Raw genomic sequence first — 19,661 nt, forward strand, 5'->3', positions numbered from 1 at the left:
GTGATCAGGTGGAGGCGTACGCCACTGGGATGGCGCGGGCGTGGATCAGTGGTGTCGACCTGGACTGGGCGGCCATCCATCCGGGCGGGCGGCAGGTCGACCTACCCACCTACGCCTTCCAACACCAGCACTACTGGATGCACGACACCGGAGCCGACAGGGACGTCACCGCCGCCGGCCTGCTCGACGCCGAACACCCGCTGCTGTCGGCCGTCACCACCCTCCCCGACACCGACGGGCTCATCGCCACCGGCCTCCTGTCCCGACGTACCCACCCGTGGCTGGCCGACCACGCGCTCGGCGACACGATCGTGCTGCCCGGCACCGGCCTGGTCGAACTCGCCGTCCGCGCCGGTGATCACGTCGGCTGCGGCCGGTTGGCCGAGCTCACCCTCCAGACCCCGCTGGTCGTCCCCGACGACGGTGGCGTACAGGTGCAGGTCGCTGTCGGCGCGCCCGGCGACGACGGCGCGCGACCCGTCACCGTCTACTCCCGGCACCAGGACGCACCGTGGACCGGGCACGCCGTCGGGCTGCTCGTCCCGGCCTCGCCGACCTCCCTCGCCGACCCGCCGACGCCGTGGCCGCCGGCCGCCGCCACGCCCGTCGACCTCGACGGACTCTACGAGCGGATGGCCGACGCCGGCCTCGTCTACGGCCCGGTCTTCCGGGGCCTGCGAACCGCCTGGCGACACGGCGACGAGGTGTACGCCGACATCGCGCTGCCCGACGACGTGACCGACGCCGACCGGTTCCACCTGCACCCTGGCCTGTTCGACGCGGCCCTGCACGCCATCCGCCTCAGCCGAGGCGAGGGCCCGCCCGCCGTCCCGTTCGCCTGGACCGGGGTGACCGTCCACGCCACCGGCGCCACCGCCCTGCGGGTCACCGTGACCCCCACCGGGCCCAACCAGGTCGCCCTCACCCTCGCCGACACCGCTGGCGCACCCGTCGCCCGGGTTGACGCCCTGGTGCTCCGGGAGATCGACACCGGTCAGCTCGTCGCCGCCCGCAGCGGCCGGCAGGAGCACCTGTACCGGGTCGACTGGACGCCGGTACCGTTGCCCACCACTCCGGTCACCGGCCGTTGGGCACTCATCGGCGCTGACGAGTTCAAGGTGGCCGCCGCGCTCGACACGGCCGGCCTTCCCGCCGAAACGTACACCGGCCTCGACGCTCTCACCGCCGCCCTGGACGCGGGCCACGCCGCACCGGACGTGGTGCTTGTCGCCGGCGTCCAACCCGACTCCCGGGACCTCGCGGCCGGCGCCCGGCAGGCCACCGCGCAGTTCCTCGCGCTGCTGCAGACCTGGCTAGCCGACGAGCGGCTGGCGTCGTCCCTGCTGATGGTCCTCACCCACGGCGCGCAGGGCCCGTCCGTCACCGCCCCGGCCGCCGCGGCGGTCTGGGGGCTCGCCCGCTCCGCCCAGTCGGAAAATCCGGGCCGGATCGCACTGGTCGACCTCGACAACCACGACGAGTCGGCACAGGCCCTCCCGGCCGTGCTGGCCGGCGGCGAACCGCAACTGGTCATCCGCGAGGGCGTCGCTCACGCCGCCCGGCTGGTGACCGCCGGGGCCCCCACCGGAGTCCCCGGCAGCGCCTTCGACGCCGACGGCACCATCCTGCTCACCGGGGCCGGCGGCGCCCTCGGTCGGCTCGTCGCCCGACACCTGGTCGACGCGTACGGGGTGCGGCACCTCCTGCTGGCCAGCCGGCGTGGCCCCGACGCGGACGGCATGGCCGCGCTGCGCACCGACCTCACCGATCGTGGCGCCGAGGTCACCGTCGCTGCCTGCGACCTGGCCGACCGTGACGCGGTCGCCGCGCTGCTCGCCGGGATTCCCGCCGACCAGCCGCTGACCGGGGTGGTACACGCTGCTGGGCTGCTCGACGACGGGACCATCCCCTCGCTGGACCGGGAACGCCTCGACGCGGTGCTCCGCCCCAAGGTCGACGCCGCCACCCACCTGCACGAGCTGACCCGCGACGCGGACCTCACCGCATTCGTGCTCTTCTCCTCTGCGGCCGGGGTGCTCGGTGGGCCGGGTCAGGGCAACTACGCGGCGGCCAACGCCTTCCTCGACGCACTCGCGATCGCCCGCCGGGGCGCCGGGTACCCCGCCCAGTCCCTTGCCTGGGGGCCGTGGGCCGGCGGCGGCATGGCCGACGACCTCGGCGGCACCGACCGGGCCCGAATGTCCCGAGGCGGCGTGCAGCCGATGTCCAGCCAGGAGGGGCTGGCCCTGTTCGACGCGGCGCTGGCCCGTACCGACGCGGTGCTCGTCCCGCTCAAGGCCGACCTGCGTACCCCGGCGACACCGGAGGTGCCGCCGATCCTCCGCGCGCTCGTCACCCCGGCCCGGCGGACCGCGTCCGGCCCGGCCCGGTCCGATCCGGCGGCGCTGCGGCGTACCCTCGACGGGCTCGACGCCGACGGCCAGGAGGCGCTGCTGCGTGACCTGGTCCGCACTAGGGCCGCGACGGTGCTCGGCCACGCCGAGGCCGACGACGTCGACCCGGCGCTGCGCTTCGTCGAACTCGGCTTCGACTCGCTCACGGCGACGGAACTGCGCAACACCCTCAACGATGCCACCGGGCTGCGGCTGGACACCGGGGTGGTCTTCGACCACGACAGCGTCGCCGAACTCGCGGCGCTGCTGCGCACCGAACTGGCCGCTCCACCGGCCGGGGAGCGCACCGGCCCGGCCTACGCCGCCGACACCATGAGCGCGTTGTTCCGTACCGCCGTCAAGGGCGGCCGGGTACCGCAGGGCCTGTCCCTGCTGTACGCGGTCGCCGACATCCGCCCCACCTTCGACGGGCCGGCCGACTTACCGGAGATCCCCGCGCCCCGCCGGCTCGCCCGCGGCGACCAGGGCCCGGCGATCGTCTGCTTCCCGTCGCCGATGGCACTCGGCGGTGACCAGCAGTACGCGCGGTTCACCGCCGAGTTCGGCGGTACCCGCGACGTGTGGACCTTGCCGGTGCCGGGCTTCGGCCGCGACGAGAGCCTGCCCGCCTCGTCCGACGCGGCGGTGCGGGTGTTCGCCGAGATGGTCCGCCCGATCGCCGACCAGGGACCGTACGTCATCGTCGGCTACTCCGCTGGCGGGCTGTTCGCCCACGCCACCGCCGGTGAGCTGGAGCGGCATGGCTACGGTCCGACCGGGGTGGTGCTGCTGGACACCTACTTGACCACCGGCAGCACCACGCCGACCTTCTTCACCCACATGCTCGACTCCCTGCTGGACCGGGAGGCCACCTACGGTGAGTTCAGCAGCGCCCGGCTGTCGGCGATGGGCCGCTACGTCCGACTGCTGCAGAGCTGCCCGATCGAGTCGATCGGCACGCCGGTGCTCTTCGTCCGGCCGCAGGAGTCCATCGTGGCCGGCGACGACGACGGGTGGCGGGCCACCTGGGAAACCCCGCACACGCTCCGGGAGGTGCCCGGCGACCACTTCACTATGATGGAGGGGCAGGTCGCCACCACGGCCGGTGTGGTCAGGGACTGGATTTCGCAGTGACGACGCCTGGAGTGGACGACATGACACTGGCACCGACCGCCAAGGGCACCGTCGAGTTCGGCGACTACCGGACGTGGTATCGCGTGACGGGTCGGCTGCACGAGGGTCCGCCGCCGCTCGTCGTGCTGCACGGCGGCCCGGGCAGCACCCACGACTACCTGCTCAACCTGGCCGAACTGAGCCGGTCGGGCCGACCGGTGGTGCACTACGACCAGCTCGGCAACGGCGGCTCCACCCATCTGCGGGACCGTGGTGCCGACTTCTGGACGGTGGAGCTGTTCCTGGCCGAGCTGGACAACCTTCTGCGCCGGCTCGACATCGCCGACGAGTACGTGCTGTTCGGGCAGTCCTGGGGTGGGGTGCTGGCGGCGGCGCACGCGGCGGACCGGCCCGCCGGGCTGCGCGGCCTGGTGATCGCCAACGCGCCCGCGTCGTATCCGCTGTGGCTGCCGGAGCTGGACGTCCTGCGGGCCGCGCTGCCCCCGGGCGTGGACGCGACGCTGCGGCGGCACGAGGCCGCCGGCACCACCGGCAGTCCCGCCTACGTGGCCGCGATGATGGTCTTCTACCAGCGACACGTATGTCGGCGCAAGCCGCTGCCGCCGGAGCTGATGGCCACCTTCATGGAGATCAACGGGGACCCGACCGTCTACCACTCGATGAACGGGCCGAGCGAGTTCTGCGTGACCGGGACCCTGCGTGACTACTCGTTGGTCGACCGGCTGCCGCAGATCGACGCGCCCACCTTGGTCATCAGCGGCGAGTACGACGAGGTGACTCCGGCTGCGGTACGCCCGTTCCACGACCTCGTTCCCGGGGCTCGCTGGGAGATCGTCGACGGGGCCAGTCACCTGCCGCACCTGGAAACTCCGGAGCGGTTCACCGAGATCCTCACCGAATTTCTCGACAAGCGTTGAGCCGACGAAAAGGGCCGGTGACCGAAATGGTCACGAGCCCTTTTTTCGTGCGCCGGTGCCTCACGCGGGAGCGCTGAGCATGTCGCTCATCGCACTCCACAGCGTCTTTGGGGTGGCGAACGTCTCCATCGACATCGCCTCGTCGACGAAACGTACCTTGTACTCGCTCTCGAGCGTCGCCAGCAGCTCGACCATGGCGAGCGAGTCCAGGCCCGAGTCGCGCAGGCTGGTGCCATCCAGCAGCGGTTCCTCCGGACCGAGGAAGGGCAGGTGCTGGCGTACGATGGTCTCGAACCGTTGGTCCCACATGTCGCCGATCTCCTTCCGATTCAGGGTGAGAAGAACGCTAACAACGACCGCCGGGCGTTGACGACCCGACAATTCGGCGCTCGCCGCGGTCCGACATTAGGGGTCGTTAGGGGTGTCCATGCGGGTGGGACGTACCTACAGTCACCGATACGCTCCGGCCATGAGCCGAGAAATTTTCGCGCGCACGCACGCCTCCGTGGAGACGCTGCACGAGTTCCTGTTGGCGGGCGCCCGGTTGACGCCCGACGAACCGGCCGTCATCAAGGCCGTCGGCGACGAGATCGGCTCCATCTCGTACCGTCAGCTCGCCCAGCGGGTTGACGGCTACGCCGCCGCTCTGGACGAGTTGGGCCTGGACATCGGCGATCGGGTGATCCTGGAGTCGGACACCTCCCCGTCCGCCATCGCCGTGTTCCTCGCCTGCTCCTCGCTGGGGCTCACCTTCGTCCCGGTCAGTCCGGAGACGCCGGCGCAGCGCCTCGCGATGATCGCCGAGAGCACCGGGGCGGCAGTGCACCTGCAACCCGTCGACGGCCGCCGGGAGGCGGTGCCCACGCCGCTGGGCACCGCCCGGTTCGGTCCCGACGGCATCCAGGTCGAGCGGGCCCCCGCGCCCCGCACCCGGCACCGCCGGGAGTTGGTCGCCACCGACCCGGCCTACATGATCTTCACGTCCGGCACCACGGGTCGACCCAAGGGCGTGGTGATGAGCCACCGGGGCGTCCTGGCCTTCTTCCAGGGCATGCTCCGGCACGGCATCGTCTCCGCCGAGGACCGGGTCGCCACCACCTCACCGTTGCAGTTCGACTTCTCGCTGCTCGACATCGGCCTGGCCCTCGGCAGCGGCGCGGCCGTGGTGCCGGTGCCCCGCTCGCTGCTGCGGTGGCCGCGCCGCTTCGTGCAGTTCCTCACGGACACCGGGGCCACCCAGATCAACGGCGTCCCGTCGATCTGGCGGGGTGTGCTGCGGCACGAGCACGCCGGGCTGGCGGCGCTCGGCGGGCAGATCCGCGGCGTACTCTACTCCGGCGAGAACTTCCCGCTGCCCGAACTGCGCGAACTGCAACGGGCCCTGCCCCGGGCCCGGGTGGTCAACTGCTTCGGCAGTAGCGAGTCGATCGCCGCATCCTTCACCGACGTGCCGAACCCGCTGCCCGACGACGCGGACCGGATCTCCATCGGCCACGCCCACCCGGGCGCCGAGATGCTGCTGATCGACGAGGACGGCCGGCCGGTCGACGAGCCGGGCGTCCTCGGCCAGATCCACCTGCGCAGTGCCGCCCTGTTCAACGGCTACTGGAACGACCCGGAGGCGACCGCCGCCGCGCTGGTGCCCGACCCGCTCAACCCCGCCGCCGGGCAAGTGGTCTTCCGCACCGGCGACCTGGCGTACCGGGGGGAGGGCGGCGAACTGTACTTCACCGGCCGGGCCGACTCGCTGGTCAAGATACGCGGCAACCGGGTCGAGCTGGGCGAGGTGGAGCGCCGGGTCCGGGAGTTCCCGGGCATCGCCGGCGCCGCCGCGCTGATGCTGCCCCGGGAGGACAAGGACCCCGTGCTGGCCACCTTCGTGGTGCTCGACGAGGGTGTCGCCGGCGTCGATGAGATAGAGCTCGGCGCGTTCTGCCTGGAGGCGTTGCCCGACTACATGGTGCCGCAGCAGGTGCGGGTCCTCGACGAGCTGCCGGTCAACGCCAACGGCAAGGTCGACAGGCGGACCCTCGCCGCCCGCGCCGGAGAACCCGCGCAGGGTTGACCCGTTGCCCGACGGCACCCGGCCGGCCCTGTTCACCAGGGGGCCGACCGGGGGTCGTCCAGGTCCGCCAGTCACCGCGGGCCCGGCACCGGCCCGACCCGGTAGAAGTCGGTCAGTTCTCGGCGGCCTCACGGGCCAGCCGGCCCCGGTCGACCTTCCGGTTGGTGTTCAGCGGAAACTCCGGCACGTGCCGGTACAAGCGGGGCAGCATGCCCTTCGGCAGGATCTGCCGAAGCTGCCGGGACAGCTCCGTCGGTGCGGTCGGCTCACCGGTGTAGAAGACCACCAGTTCGGTGCCGCCGGCCCCGGACCGGGCCACGGTGACCGCGTCCTCGATCCCGCGACACCCCCGCAACGCGTGCTCGATCTCGGCCAGCTCCACCCGCCAGCCGTGCACCTGCACCTGGGCGTCCAGCCGGCCTAGGTAGATCAACTCCTGGTTCTCCAGCCGCCGTACCCGGTCTCCGGTGCGGTACCAGCGCCGGCCGTCACGGACCAGGAACCGGCCCTCGTCGTCGGCCGGGTCGAGATAGCCGGAGGTCAACTGGGGGCCGGTGATGCACAGTTCGCCCTCCACCTCGCTGGCCGCGCCGTCCGGGTCGAGCAGCATCCCGTCGTGCCCGTCGTGCAGGACCCCGATCGGGACGAGACCGTTGACGCAGAGCCCCGGCGAGGTCTGCGGCGACCAGCGGTGCCCGGTGATGGTGACGGTCAGCTCGGTCGGGCCGTAGATGTTCGCCAGCGTCGACCCGGGTGCCGCCGCCTGCCAGTCCACCGCGTCGGCGGCGTGCAACGCCTCCCCGGCGAAGAAACTCCACCGCAGTGACGGCATCGCCGCCGGCGCCAGCCGGCCGGTCCGCCGGACCAGGGTGATCGCACTGGGGGTGGAGAACCACACCGTCAGGGCCCGTTCGCCGACGAACGCCGGGACGTCCCGGTACGCGCCCGGGGGCACCGGGTGCACGCTCGCCCCCGCGCCCCAGGCGCAGAAGAGGTCGAACATCGCGCAGTCGAAGTTCAGGTCGAACGACTGCGAGAAGCGGTCGTCCGGCCCGAAGTCGTACCGGTCGTCCAGCACCGAGAAGTAGTGCCGCAGGTTGCCATGGGTGATCGGCACCCCCTTGGGCCGCCCCGTCGAACCGGAGGTGAACAGCACGTAGGCGACGTCGTCGGGGTCGACCGGGCGGGGCTCGGTCAGCGGCATCGCCGAGGCCACCGGGAGCCGGGGACCGGTGCCGCTGCCGCGCGGGTCCGTCACCGGCGCCAACACCGGCACGCCGGCCACCGCATCGCCCAACTCGGCCCGTACCGCCAGGCCGGCCTCGTCGAGCAACAGGGTGGAGACTCCGCACGCGGTCAGCATCCGTGCGGTGCGCGCCGCCGGGAACTCCGGGTGCAGCGGTACGGCGGTCGCCCCGACGTACAGGGTGGCTAGCAGTCCCGCGTACGACTCCAGGGTCTTGCCGGCGAGGATGCCGACCACGCTGGGCGGCCCGTGCGGGCCGGCGGCCAGCGACCCGGCCCAGCGCAGTGCGGTGGCGTGCAGCTCCTCGTAGCTGACGGGGCCGGAGGGCAGGTGCAGGGCGGTGGCCCTCGGGGTGGCGGCCACCCCCCGCAGGAACCGTCCGTGCAGGGCGGAGTCGGTGTGCTGGGTCATCTTCGTCCTCCTGCTCGGCGGCCATCACGCGGCCACGGTGCGGCGGATCGGCGACATCGCCCGCCGGGGGTCCACGATGGTGGTTCGGAAGTTGCGGACGGTTGCCCCCACCCGACCCCACAACCGGTCCGGTCCGCAGACGTGCACCGTCTCGACCTCCCTCCGCTGGAACGTGTCGACCACCTCCGGCCAGCGCACCGGGGCGACGATGCCGTCGAGCAGCATGGCCCGCACCCCGTCGGCGGTGTCCCGTACCGTGCCGTCCTGGTCGGCGACGACCGGGATCCACGGGTCGGTGAAGTGCAGCGATCCGAACAGTTCCGCCTCCACCCGGTCGCGCAGCGGCTGGAACGCGGCGGCGTGCAGCGGTGGGCCCATGACGTACAGCGGCAGCCCACCGCCGGCGCGCAGCCGCTGCGCGAACCAGTCGATGCGCCGCTCGTGCAGCGTCACCATCCAGAAGTCGGTGTCCACGTAGCAGGAAATCTCGTACCACTCGCCGGCCTCGTCCAACTCGGCCAGGATCTCCCGCAGCCGATCCTGCGGGGTGCGGACGAAGGACATCGTCACCACGCCCCGCTGCTCGGCCGCGAAGTACTCCGTCTCGATCCGGGACAGCCGCGCGGTCATCCGTACCGCCTCGGCGAAGTCCAGCGCGCCGCTGTACACGGCGGCGGCCTTGCCGCCGAAGCTGGGCCCGGCGACCAGGTCGGGCCGCAGGTCCACCCTCCGCTCCGCCCAGCGGGCCAGCGCCACACAGTTGACCAGGAAGGCCACCTGGGCGTACTCGGAGTAGTCGCTGTCGCTATCCCTGTACCGGGCGAACAGGTCGTAGTCCAGGGCGCCGCTCGCGGTGGCGAGCAGCTCGCGGGCGTCCCGGTCGACGAGCATGAACTTCGCGACGTCGGTGAAGTCGCACGGGCCCATCCCCGGGAAGACGATGGCGCTGGTCATCTCTGCGTCCTTGTCATCGGGTCATCGGGGGAGCTTGGCGAGGGCCTGCTCGAGGTGGGCCAGCGCGTCGGCGACGTGCGGCACGGCGAGCGGATCGGCGGCGTCCTGGGTCTGCCGCTGCTGCTGCGGGGTGGCACCGTAGAGCATGCTGGTCGCGGCGCGGAAGCGCAGCGCGTCGGGTCGATCTCCGAAGTGGTGGCCGGAGAGCACCGCGACACCCAGCTCCTCCAGCAGGTGACGCTGCAACGCCGCGCCGTCGGTGACGCCCTGCTCGGCCAGCGGGCCCCGTAGCGGCGCGAAGTCCGGGTAGACGTAGAACGCACCGGTCGGCGGCCGGCAGGTCGCGCCCGCATTCACCATGATCCGGTGGACCGCACCGGCCACGGCGCCGTGCAGGGCGGCGTCCGCCGCCAGCCGCTCGCGGATCTCCGGCGGCTCGGCGAAGGCGTACCGGGCCACCGACTGCATCGGGCCGGCGAGAGTGGACCAGATTTCGCTGGCCACGGCGGCGACGTCCGCGCGGATCCGCTCGCCCCACCCGCCGGCCGGGAACCGGGCCGCCCCGATCCGCCAGCCGCCGAGCGCCAGGTTCTTGCTCAGCCCGGTGATCACCACGGTCCGCCGGGGCGCGACCTCGGCCGGGCTGAGCAGGTCCGCACCCGGCTCGTGCAGAATGTCCCGGTAGATCTCGTCGGAGACGATCAGCAGGTCCTCCTCCTCGGCGACCGCGCACAGTTCCCGGACCACCCCGTCCGGGGCGTGGGTGCCCGTGGGGTTGTCCGGCGAGGTGAGCACGAGGATCCGGGGGGCCTGACCGAGCATCCGGGCGGCGCGGATCGTCTCCCGCAGCGCCGCCGGGTCGGGCATCCCACCGCAGGACTCCGGGATCGGCACCCCCAGCACGGTCTTGCCGGCCAGCCGGGCCTGCGGGGCGTAGGTGACCCAGCTCGGCAAGGCGACCAGGGTGGCACCGCCGACGACCAGCTGCATGGCCATCAGCAGCGGCTTGCTGCCCGGCGCGACGATCACCTGGTCCGCCCCGGTAGGCAGCCGTCGGCGGGAGAAGTAGCCGGCCACGGCGTCCCGGGTGGCCGGGTCGCCGACCACCGGCCCGTACGCGTTGCGGTTCGCGCCCTCGGTCAGCTGCCGCACCAGCGGCGGGAAGACCGGCAGGCGGGACTCGCCGAAACCCAGGTGCACGATGGACTCCCCCGCGGCGATCCGCTGCGCGACCACCTGGTCGAGCGCGAGATTGGGCGAAATCTTCCGGCCGGCCATCGCCAGCTCCCTTCGGGGTCGGTTCGTGCTCAGGCGGTGACGGCCGCGCCGGCGCGGGCCGCGCCGGGGCCGACCGCGGCAAGGATGTCCGCCGGGGCGGCAGGGTCGATCTCCAGCTCGCTCAGCCACGCCGCGTCCGCCGACCAGCGAGCCCGGAACGGCCGGCCGACCAGCCGTCGGTCGCGGGCCTGGATCAACCGGAGCTGGAAGAAGTCGCCGTGCGGGGTCCGCTCGACGCCGTCGACCAGCACCTTGCCGGGGGTCGCCGACATGACCGGCCCGCGCACGGTCCGGGCCAGGCCGGGCAGGTCCTGATAGGCGGTACGGAAGATCTCGGCGGCCCGGGTGAGCGGCACCTGGAAGTAGTCCCGAGGCCCGGTGTCCCGCTCGACGAACATGTAGTAAGGCACCGCGCCGACGGCCAGCTCGGCCCGCCACATGGCGCTCCAGACGCGGGGATCGTCGTTGACGTAGCGGATCAACGGGGCCTGGCAGTAGACCACCGCCCCGGTCGACCGGACTCGGGCGATGGCCCGGGTGGCGACCTCGGTTGCCAGTTCACGCGGGTGGCTGAAGTGCGCCATCACCGCGACGTTGCGGCCGGAGGCCACCACCTGTGCGAACAGCCGCAGCAGGTCGTCGGCGTCGCTGTCGGAGACGAACCGGTACGGCCAGTAGGCGACCGCCTTGGTGCCGAACCGGATGGTGCGCACCGTGTCCACCCGCAGCAACGGTTCCACGTGGCAGCGCAGCCGCTCCGTCGACATGATCATCGGGTCGCCGCCGGTGACCAACACGTCGGTCACCGCCGGGTGCCGGTGCAGATACGTCACCAGTTGCTCCGGGCCCGGCGCGGCGAACCGCAGGTCGGCGTCGCCGACGAACTGCGCCCAGCGGAAGCAGTAGGTGCAGTAGGCGTGGCAGGTCTGCCCCTGCTGGGGGAAGTACAGGACCGTCTCCCGGTACTTGTGCTGCATGCCCGGTAGCTCGCGGCCGTCCAGGCGCGGCACGTTGTGCTGCTGCTGCCCAGACGGGTGCGGGTTGAGCCCGGCCCGGATCCGGGCCACCTCCACGCGCAGTCCCTTACGGTCGCCGGCACCCAGCAGGTCGCCAAGGAGCCGTTCGTCGGCGGTGGCGAGCATGCCGCGCTGCGGGAACACCAACCGGAAGATCGGGTCGTCCGGGGCGCGGTCCCAGTCGATCAGGTGCGACAGGACGTATTCGTTGACCCGGAACGGCAGCACCTGCGAAATCGTACGGATGGCGCGCAGATTGTCGGCCGACAATCCGTACCGGGCGCCCAGTTCGTCGATATGGTGCGGCCCGAAGGAGTGGAACCGCCCAGGGTCGGCGGTCATGGAAACGAGCAGGGACATCAGCCATCCTCCATGGGGAGTTGCGCCCACCGACGTGGCGTGGCTCAATCACCGGTGCGCGCCCGCGAGAACCGCTCGACGGTCAACTGCGCTTAGCCTCGACACGAGGCTAGTGGCGGCCCGTCCACGCGGACCCCTAGCGGCACCCCAGACCCGCCCCAATGCCACGCAGCTTGAGTTGATCGGTGGGGCCCGCTGACCGGCCCACCTCGCCGCCCTGCTGATCCCCACCCGACGCGAGGGGGACCTGTCGCCGCGCGGTGAAACGCGTCGCCACAACCAATACCGGCTCAAGAAACCCGCGAGCCGGCCAGTGTCCGCCACGAAGGCCCCCGACCATCCACCTCTACCAACTCCAACCCCGGGCGGCATGATCAATTCAAGCTACCGGGCATCGAAACCCGCCCTCACCGATCGCGGTAGGGGGAAGGTAGGGGCGGCGCGGGGGTGTAGGCGGATTTCCTTACCTGATTACGTATCCCTCGTCTGGTCCGGCCGGTGCCCGGCGTGTCGCCCGGATACGCCGTACCGCACCGGGCGGCCGAAGAGACATCGACGCCATCGCCCGAACGCTGGGCGTCCGGTGCGACCCGAGGGAGTGCTCCGTGACGATCGATCAGGAGATCCGCGACTATCCGTTCCGGGAGTCGCCCGGGATCGACATCGACCCGACCTACAAGCTGCTGCGCAGCACCGAGCCGCTGGCCCGGGTGCAACTGCCGTACGGCGAGGTGTCCTGGCTGGTCACCCGGTACGAGGACGTCAAGACCGTGCTGACCGACCCGCGGTTCAGCCGGGCCGCGGCGCAGGGCAGGGACCAGCCCCGCACCCGTGCGGAAATGACGTACGAGGGAATCATCGGCCTCGACCCGCCGGACCACACCCGGCTACGCAAGTTGGCCGGCAAGGCGCTGACCGCCCGCCGCGTCAACGAGATGCGCGAAGGCGCGCAGCGGGTCGCCGACGAGTACGTCGACGAGATGATCGCCAAGGGCTCGCCGGGTGATCTCGTCGAGCTGTTCGCCCTGCCGTACCCGACCACCGTGATCTGCGAGCTGCTCGGTGTGCCGTTCGAGGACCGCGCCCAGTTCCGGATCTGGACCCAGGGCCTGACCAGCACCAGCGAGCAGCTGACGGGCTACATCGAGCAGCTGTTCGACTACATGGGCAAGCTGGTCGCCCAGCGTCGCGAGCACCCCACCGACGACCTGCTCGGCGCACTGGTGAAGGCCCGCGACGAGGACGACCGACTGACCGAGCAGGAGCTGCTCGGCATCGCTGGGGTCGGGCTGCTGCTCACCGGCGTCGAGACGGTCTCCACGCACATCCCGAACTTCGTCTACGCGCTGCTCACCCACCCGGAGCTGATGGCGCAGCTGCGCGCCGACCGGAGCCTGATGCCGGCCGCCGTGGAGGAGCTGCTGCGGATGATTCCGCTCAACCCGGCCGCCATGTTCCCCCGCTACGCCGTGGCGGACGTGACGCTCAGCGGGACCACCGTACGCGCCGGCGAGCCGGTGCTGGTCTCCCTTCCGGGGGCCAACCGCGACCCGAAGGTCTTCGAGAACCCGGAGACCTTCGACTTCACCAGGAGGCAGAACCCGCACGTCGCCTTCGGGCACGGCTCGCACCACTGCCTCGGCGCGCAGTTGGCCCGGATGGAGTTCCAGGTCGCCCTGCACACCCTCCTGGACCGCTTCCCCGAGCTGCGCCTCGCCCACGGCGACGAGGGCGTGTCCTGGAAGTCCGGCCTGTTGGTCCGGGGTCCGAACCGGCTGCTGGTGGCCTGGTGACCGTGGTGGACACCCGCTGGAGAGTCACCGTCGACCGGGATGCCTGCATCGGTACCGGGGTCTGTGCCGGCGCGGCGCCCCGCCAGATCGAGATCCGCGCCGGCAAGGCGTCCGTCCTGGCTGCGCAGACCGGGCCCGACGAGGCGGTCATCGACGCCGCCGACATGTGCCCGATGTCCGCCATCACGGTGCGCGACGCCACCTCCGGCACGCTGCTCGCGCCCGCGGAGTGAACGACGACCACCCCGACCGGTGAGCCCTGCCGGTCGCCGCGAGGCCGCCGCGACCGGTCCCCCTACCGGTCACGGCGGCCTCGCCGTGATCGGGCGCCGAAGCCGACACACCGACCCGGGCCTCGAACCCGGAGACCTAGTGGAGCGTGCCATGAGCGAGTCCGTGAACCCCACCGGTGCCGAGTCCGGCGCGCTGTCGGCACTGCGGCGGCGGCTGGAGGGCCGCACGGCCGACGAGCAGGACCGGGCGCTCACCGCCCTGGTCCGGGAGCAGGCCCGCGACGTGCTGCAGACCGTCCTGCCGGACGGCCCGGACGTCGTCGAACCGGGTCGGCCCTTCCGCGATCTGGGCTTCGACTCGCTCGCCGCGGTCGAGCTGCACCGTCGGCTCACCGCCGCCACCGGCCTGGACCTGCCGGTCACGATGGTCTTCGACCACCCGACGCCACAGGCGGTCGGGCGGCTGCTGCGGACGCTGCTCGGTGGCGACGCCGTACCTGCTCCGGCCGTGCCGCCGCGCCGGCCTGACGACGACGAGCCGATCGCCGTGGTCGGCATCGGCTGCCGCTACCCCGGCCACAGCACCTCGGCGGAGCAGCTGTGGCGGCTGGTGTTCGAGGGCCGGCACGTCATCTCCGACTTCCCGACCGACCGGGGCTGGGACACCGAGGGGCTCTACGACCCCGACCCGGACAGGGCGGGCAAGACCTACGTCCGCCAGGGCGGGTTCCTGGAGGGCGCGGCCGAGTTCGACGCGGACTTCTTCGGCATCAGCCCGCGCGAGGCGATGACGATGGACCCGCAGCAGCGGCTGGTGCTGGAGACCGCCTGGGAGGCTCTGGAGAACGCCGGCATCGACACGGCGTCGCTGAGCGGTAGCCAGACCGGCGTCTTCATCGGTGCCGAGCCCCAGGAGTACGGCCCCCGGCTGCACGAGGCCCCGGAGGGTCTGGACGGCTACCTGCTTACCGGCAACGCGCCGAGCGTCGTGTCGGGCCGGCTCGCCTACACCTTCGGCTTCGAGGGGCCGACCCTGACGGTGGACACCGCCTGCTCGGGTTCCCTGGTCGCGCTGCATTTGGCCTGCCAGGCGGTGCGACGCGGAGAGTGCACCACCGCGCTGGCCGGCGGGGTCGCGGTCATGGTGCACCCCGGCGCGTTCACCGCCTTCAGCCGGCAGCGCGGCCTGGCACCCGACGGGCTGTGCAAGCCGTTCGCGGCGGCCGCCGACGGCACCGGCTGGGCCGAGGGCGTCGGCATCCTGGTTTTGGAGCGACTCGGCGACGCCCGCCGCAACGGCCATCGCGTCCTCGGGGTGATCCGCGGGTCGGCCATCAACCAGGACGGCGCGTCCAACGGGATGACCGCCCCGAACGGGCCATCCCAGCAGCGGGTGATCCTGTCGGCGCTGGCCTCCGCCGGCCTGACCCCCTCCGACGTCGACATGGTCGAGGCACACGGCACCGGCACCCGGCTCGGTGACCCGATCGAGGCGCAGGCGATCATCGCCACCTACGGCCGGGAACGCCCCGTCGACCGGCCGCTCTGGCTCGGCTCGCTCAAGTCGAACATCGGCCACTCGCAGGCTGCCGCCGGTGTCGCCGGGGTGATCAAGGCGCTGATGGCGATGCGGCACCGGGTGCTGCCGCGCACCCTGCACGTCGACGCGCCCACCCCCAACGTCGACTGGTCCGCCGGCACCGTCGAGCTGCTCACCGAGGCCCGGGAGTGGACCGATCCGGGTCGGCCGCGCCGGGCCGGGGTCTCCTCGTTCGGAGTGAGCGGCACCAACGCACACGTCATCGTCGAGGAGGCACCGGCCCTCGGCGACCAGACCGCCCCCGACGTGCCGCAGCTGCCCGGCGAGGTCCTGCCGGTGGTGCTCTCCGCCCGCGGTGAGGCGGCGCTGCGTGACCAGGCTGCCGCGCTGCTGGCCGCCGTGGACACCGGCGAGAACGCTCCGCAGCTGCTCGACGTCGCGTACTCGCTGGCCACCACCCGGACCGCGTTGGAGCACCGGGCGGTGCTGGTCTCCCGGGACCGGGCGAGCACCCTGCGCGATCTGGCCGCGCTCGCCGACGGCGGCGACGTGCCCGGCGTACACCGGGGGCAGGCCACCGGCGCCGGGCTCGGATTCCTCTTCACCGGGCAGGGTAGCCAGCGGCTCGGTGCCGGCCGCCGGCTCCACCGCACCCATCCGGTCTACGCCGCCGCGTTCGACGACGCCTGTGGCTGGCTGGACCTGCAGCTGGACGTACCCCTGGCCGACGTCCTGTTCGCCGAACCCGGCACCGCCGAGGCGGCGTTGCTCGACCAGACCGCCTACACCCAGTGCGCGCTGTTCGCCGTGGAGGTCGCCCAGTTCCGGCTGCTGGAGTCCTGGGGGGTGCGCCCCGACGTGCTCGCCGGACACTCGATCGGCGAGCTGGCCGCCGCGCACGTCGCCGGGGTGCTCTCCCTGGAGGACGCGGCGATCCTGGTCGCCGCGCGGGGTCGGCTCATGCAGCAGCTCCCCGCCGAGGGCGCCATGATCGCCGTGCAGGCCACCGAGGAGCAGGTCCGCCGGCTGCTCGCCGGCCGTGAGGCGCAGGTGGGCCTGGCGGCGGTGAACGGGCCGACCTCGGTGGTGGTCTCCGGCAACGAGGTCGCCGTGCTCGAGGTCGCCGCCGCCCTTGCCGCTGCCGGGCACAAGACGAAGCGACTGCGGGTCAGCCACGCCTTCCACTCGCCACTGATGGCGCCGATGCTCGCCGAGTTCGGCCGGCTGGCCCACGTGCTCAGCTACCGGCCGCCGACCATACCGATCGTGTCCACGGTGACCGGGCGGCCGGTGCTCTCCGGTGAGCTGTGTGACCCCGGGTACTGGGTGCGGCACGTCCGCGACTGTGTCCGCTTCGCCGACGCGGTTCGGGCGATGGCCGACGAGGGCGTCAGCACCTTCCTCGAGCTGGGGCCAGCCGGGGTGCTCTCCGCGATGGGACCGGCCTGCCTCACCGAGGACGACGACGCGATCTTCGCCCCGGTGCTGCGCAGCGACCACGACGAGGAGACCGACGTCGTCTCCGCCGTCGCCCGCGCCCATGTGCGGGGTGTGGCGGTGGACTGGGCGGCGTTCTTCGCCGGGCGCGGCGCCCGTCGGGTCGCCCTGCCCACGTACGCGTTCCAGCGTCGCCGGTTCTGGATGGCCTCCGTCGGCGGCAGCGCCGACGCGGCCGGCTTCGGTCAGCTCGCCGCCGGCCACCCGCTGGTGGGTGCGGTCGTCGGCCTGGCCGGCGGCGACGGGGTGGTGCTCACCGGCCGGGTGTCGCTGCGCAGCCACCCGTGGCTGGCCGACCACACCATCTCCGGGGTGGCGCTGCTGCCCGGTACCGCCTTCGTGGAGCTGGCGGTCCGGGCCGGGGACCAGGTCGGTTGCGCCACGGTGGAGGAGCTGACCCTGGAGGCGCCGCTGTCGCTGGATGAGCGCGGGGTCGCTCTCCAGGTGGTGGTCGGCGCCGCCGACCCGGCGGGACGCTGCCCGGTGGCCGTGTACTCCCGCCCCGACGAGCCGGGCGGCCAGCTCTGGACCCGGCACGTCAGCGGCTTCCTCGCTCCGGCGGCCAGCGACGTCGGGACGCCGCTGACCGAGTGGCCGCCACGGAATGCCCAGCCGGTCGACCTGACCGGCATCTATCCGCAGCTGGCCGGCCAGGGCTACGGCTACGGCCCGGTCTTCCAGGGGCTAAAGGCCGTCTGGCGGCGCGGTACCGAGGTGTACGCCGAGGTCGCGCTTCCCGCCGACAACCGCGCGGACGCCGCCCGCTTCGGTCTGCACCCGGCGGTGTTGGACGCCGCCCTGCACGCCATCGACGCGGCCCGCCGGGGCGAGCCCACCGACGACGAGGTGCGCATCCCGTTCGCCTGGAACGACGTCACCCTGCACGCCACCGGTGCGGCTGAGGTGCGGGTCCGGATCGCCCCGGCCGCCGGGGACAGCGTGTCGGTGACCCTCGCCGACACCACCGGCGTACCGGTGGCGTCGGTGCGGTCGTTCGTCTCCCGGCCGGTCTCCACCGCCCAGCTCACCGCCGCCCGGGGCGGCTACCACGAGCGGCTGTTCCGCCTGGAGTGGACGAAGCTCGGTCACCGGCCCGCCCCGGCGGGCACCCCCCGCTGGGTGGTGCTCGGCGACGAGCGGATCGGCACGGCCACCCGGTACGCCGACCCAGCTGCCCTGGGCGCCGCGATCGACGCCGGCGCCACCGTCCCCGAGTGGGCGTTCGTCGGTGTCGGCACCGGTGACGTCCGGGCCGCCACCGCCGACGCGTTGACGCTGCTCCAGCAGTGGCTGGCCAACACCCGGCTGGCCGGCACCCGGCTGGTCTTCGTCAGCCGGGTCGACGACCTCGCCACCGAGGCGGTCCGGGGTCTGCTGCGGGCCGCGCAGACGGAGAACCCCGACCGATTCGTCACCGTCCGGCTCGGTGACGCCCCCCCGCCGCTGCTGGCCGCCGCCCTGGCCACCGGCGAACCGGAACTGCGGGTACGCGACGGGGAGATCAGTGCGCCCCGGCTGGCCCGGGTCGCCACCACTCCCGACGACGCCGCCGGTACCGGTTGGCCGACCGACGGCACGGTGCTGGTCACCGGCGGCACCGGCGGGCTCGGCGCGCACGTCGCCCGGCACCTGGCCGGCCGGCACGGCGTACGCCACCTGCTGTTGACCAGCCGCAGCGGCCCGGCGGCGGCGGGCGTCGTGGAACTACGCGCGGAGCTGGAAGCGGCCGGCGCGAGCGTCGAAATGGCCGCCTGCGACGCGGCCGACGCCGACGCGTTGGCCGCGCTGCTCGCCGCCGTCCCGGCCGACCGGCCGCTGCGGGCGGTGGTGCACGCCGCCGGTATCGTCGACGACGCGACGATCGGCTCGCTCACCCCGCAGCGGCTCGACGCGGTGCTCAAGGCCAAACTGGACGGCGCGGTCAACCTCGACCGGTTGACCCGCGACGCCGACCTGACCGCGTTCGTGCTCTTCTCCTCCCTGGCGAGCCTGCTCGACTGCGCCGGGCAGGGCAACTACGCCGCCGCGAACGCCACCCTCAACGCGCTGGCCGTGGCCCGGCGGGCGCAGGGCCGGCCCGCCGTCGCCCTCACCTGGGGTCTGTGGACCGGTGACAGCGGCATGGGCGGCCAGTTGGACCCCGCCGCGTTGCAGCGCATCGAGCGTTCCGGCATGCCCGGCCTCAGCCCGGCGGAGAACCTGGCCCTGCTCGACGCGGCGCTCGGCGTCGAAGAGCCGGTGCTCGCCCCGATCCAGGTCGACCTGACCGCGCTGCGCAACCGGCCGGAGGGCGTACCGGCGCTGCTGCGCGGCCTGGTGCCGTTGCCGGCGCGCCGCAGCGTCCAGGCCGCCGGCCCGGCCGACGCCACGCAGGGGCTGGCCCGGCAGTTCGCCGCGTTCAGCCAGGCCGAGCGGGACCGCTTCACCCTGGACCTGGTCCGCGAGCACGTCGCTGCCGTGCTCGGCCACGACGGCGCGGAGGTGATCGAGCCGCGCCGGGCCTTCAACGAGTTGGGCTTCGACTCGTTGGCCACCATCGAGCTGCGCAACCGGCTCAAGGCGGCCACCGGGCTGCGCCTGCCGGCGACCCTGGCGTTCGACTATCCGACCCCGGCGGCGCTGGCGGAGTTCGTGGTCTCCACCGTGCTGGGCACCGGCGCGGACGTGGCGACGCCGGGACCCGCTGTGGCCTCGTTCACCCAGGAGCCGATCGCGATCGTTGCGATGAGTTGTCGGTTTCCGGGTGGGGTGCGTGATCCGGAGGAGTTGTGGCAGCTTCTCGTTGATGGTGGGGATGCGATTTCGGCGTTTCCCGTCGATCGGG

General features: G+C 72.9%; 11 protein-coding genes. 6 read left to right on the forward strand and 5 right to left on the reverse strand.

Annotation, left to right across the window (positions count from 1 at the left end; translation table 11 throughout):
- A partial coding sequence (locus tag HCA58_RS22240; protein ID WP_240956582.1) for a type I polyketide synthase occupies window positions 1–3,527 on the forward strand: 3,527 nt, incomplete at its 5' end.
- Window positions 3,528–3,538: 11 nt separating this feature from the next.
- Window positions 3,539–4,444 (forward strand): proline iminopeptidase-family hydrolase, encoded by a 906-nt coding sequence (locus HCA58_RS22245; RefSeq protein ID WP_346776085.1) that lies wholly within the window; start codon window positions 3,539–3,541, stop codon window positions 4,442–4,444.
- A gap of 60 nt (window positions 4,445–4,504) precedes the next feature.
- Here the strand turns inward: HCA58_RS22245 and HCA58_RS22250 are convergent, their stop codons facing one another.
- Window positions 4,505–4,753, reverse strand: a complete 249-nt coding sequence (locus tag HCA58_RS22250) for a phosphopantetheine-binding protein (protein ID WP_169599910.1) — start codon at window positions 4,751–4,753, stop codon at window positions 4,505–4,507.
- Between the two features lie 160 nt (window positions 4,754–4,913).
- On the opposite strand from HCA58_RS22250, the gene HCA58_RS22255 reads away from it, so the two are divergent.
- On the forward strand, window positions 4,914–6,509 hold the full coding sequence (locus HCA58_RS22255) for an AMP-binding protein (protein WP_169599911.1): 1,596 nt from the start codon (window positions 4,914–4,916) through the stop codon (window positions 6,507–6,509).
- 112 nt (window positions 6,510–6,621) lie between these two features.
- On the opposite strand, the gene HCA58_RS22260 is transcribed toward HCA58_RS22255, so the two are convergent.
- Genes HCA58_RS22260 through HCA58_RS22275 form a run of 4 tightly spaced genes read right to left on the reverse strand, consistent with a single transcriptional unit; the run spans window position 6,622 to window position 11,774 of the window.
- Window positions 6,622–8,166: an AMP-binding protein gene (locus HCA58_RS22260; protein WP_169599912.1), complete on the reverse strand. Its 1,545-nt coding sequence runs from the start codon at window positions 8,164–8,166 to the stop codon at window positions 6,622–6,624.
- 24 nt (window positions 8,167–8,190) lie between these two features.
- The gene (locus tag HCA58_RS22265) at window positions 8,191–9,120 is read right to left on the reverse strand and encodes an ACP S-malonyltransferase (protein ID WP_169599913.1); all 930 of its coding nucleotides are present in this window, start codon (window positions 9,118–9,120) and stop codon (window positions 8,191–8,193) included.
- Between the two features lie 21 nt (window positions 9,121–9,141).
- A complete protein-coding gene (locus HCA58_RS22270) occupies window positions 9,142–10,398 on the reverse strand; it encodes an aminotransferase class I/II-fold pyridoxal phosphate-dependent enzyme (RefSeq protein WP_169599914.1) in 1,257 nt (418 codons plus the stop codon).
- 29 nt (window positions 10,399–10,427) lie between these two features.
- Window positions 10,428–11,774 (reverse strand): lysine 2,3-aminomutase, encoded by a 1,347-nt coding sequence (locus tag HCA58_RS22275; RefSeq protein WP_169599916.1) that lies wholly within the window; start codon window positions 11,772–11,774, stop codon window positions 10,428–10,430.
- 605 nt (window positions 11,775–12,379) lie between these two features.
- On the opposite strand from HCA58_RS22275, the gene HCA58_RS22280 reads away from it, so the two are divergent.
- The 3 genes from HCA58_RS22280 to HCA58_RS22290 all read left to right on the forward strand — a co-directional run.
- Window positions 12,380–13,567, forward strand: a complete 1,188-nt coding sequence (locus HCA58_RS22280) for a cytochrome P450 (RefSeq protein ID WP_169599918.1) — start codon at window positions 12,380–12,382, stop codon at window positions 13,565–13,567.
- The gene (locus HCA58_RS22285; protein WP_169599920.1) at window positions 13,564–13,800 is read left to right on the forward strand and encodes a ferredoxin; all 237 of its coding nucleotides are present in this window, start codon (window positions 13,564–13,566) and stop codon (window positions 13,798–13,800) included. Before HCA58_RS22280 ends, HCA58_RS22285 begins: the two co-directional genes overlap by 4 nt.
- 151 nt (window positions 13,801–13,951) lie before the next feature.
- Window positions 13,952–19,661: type I polyketide synthase (locus HCA58_RS22290; RefSeq protein ID WP_240956583.1), on the forward strand; the 5,710-nt coding region annotated here is incomplete at its 3' end.

It is taken from the genome of Micromonospora sp. HNM0581 (assembly GCF_012726175.1).
In the GTDB taxonomy this organism is placed as follows: domain Bacteria; phylum Actinomycetota; class Actinomycetes; order Mycobacteriales; family Micromonosporaceae; genus Micromonospora.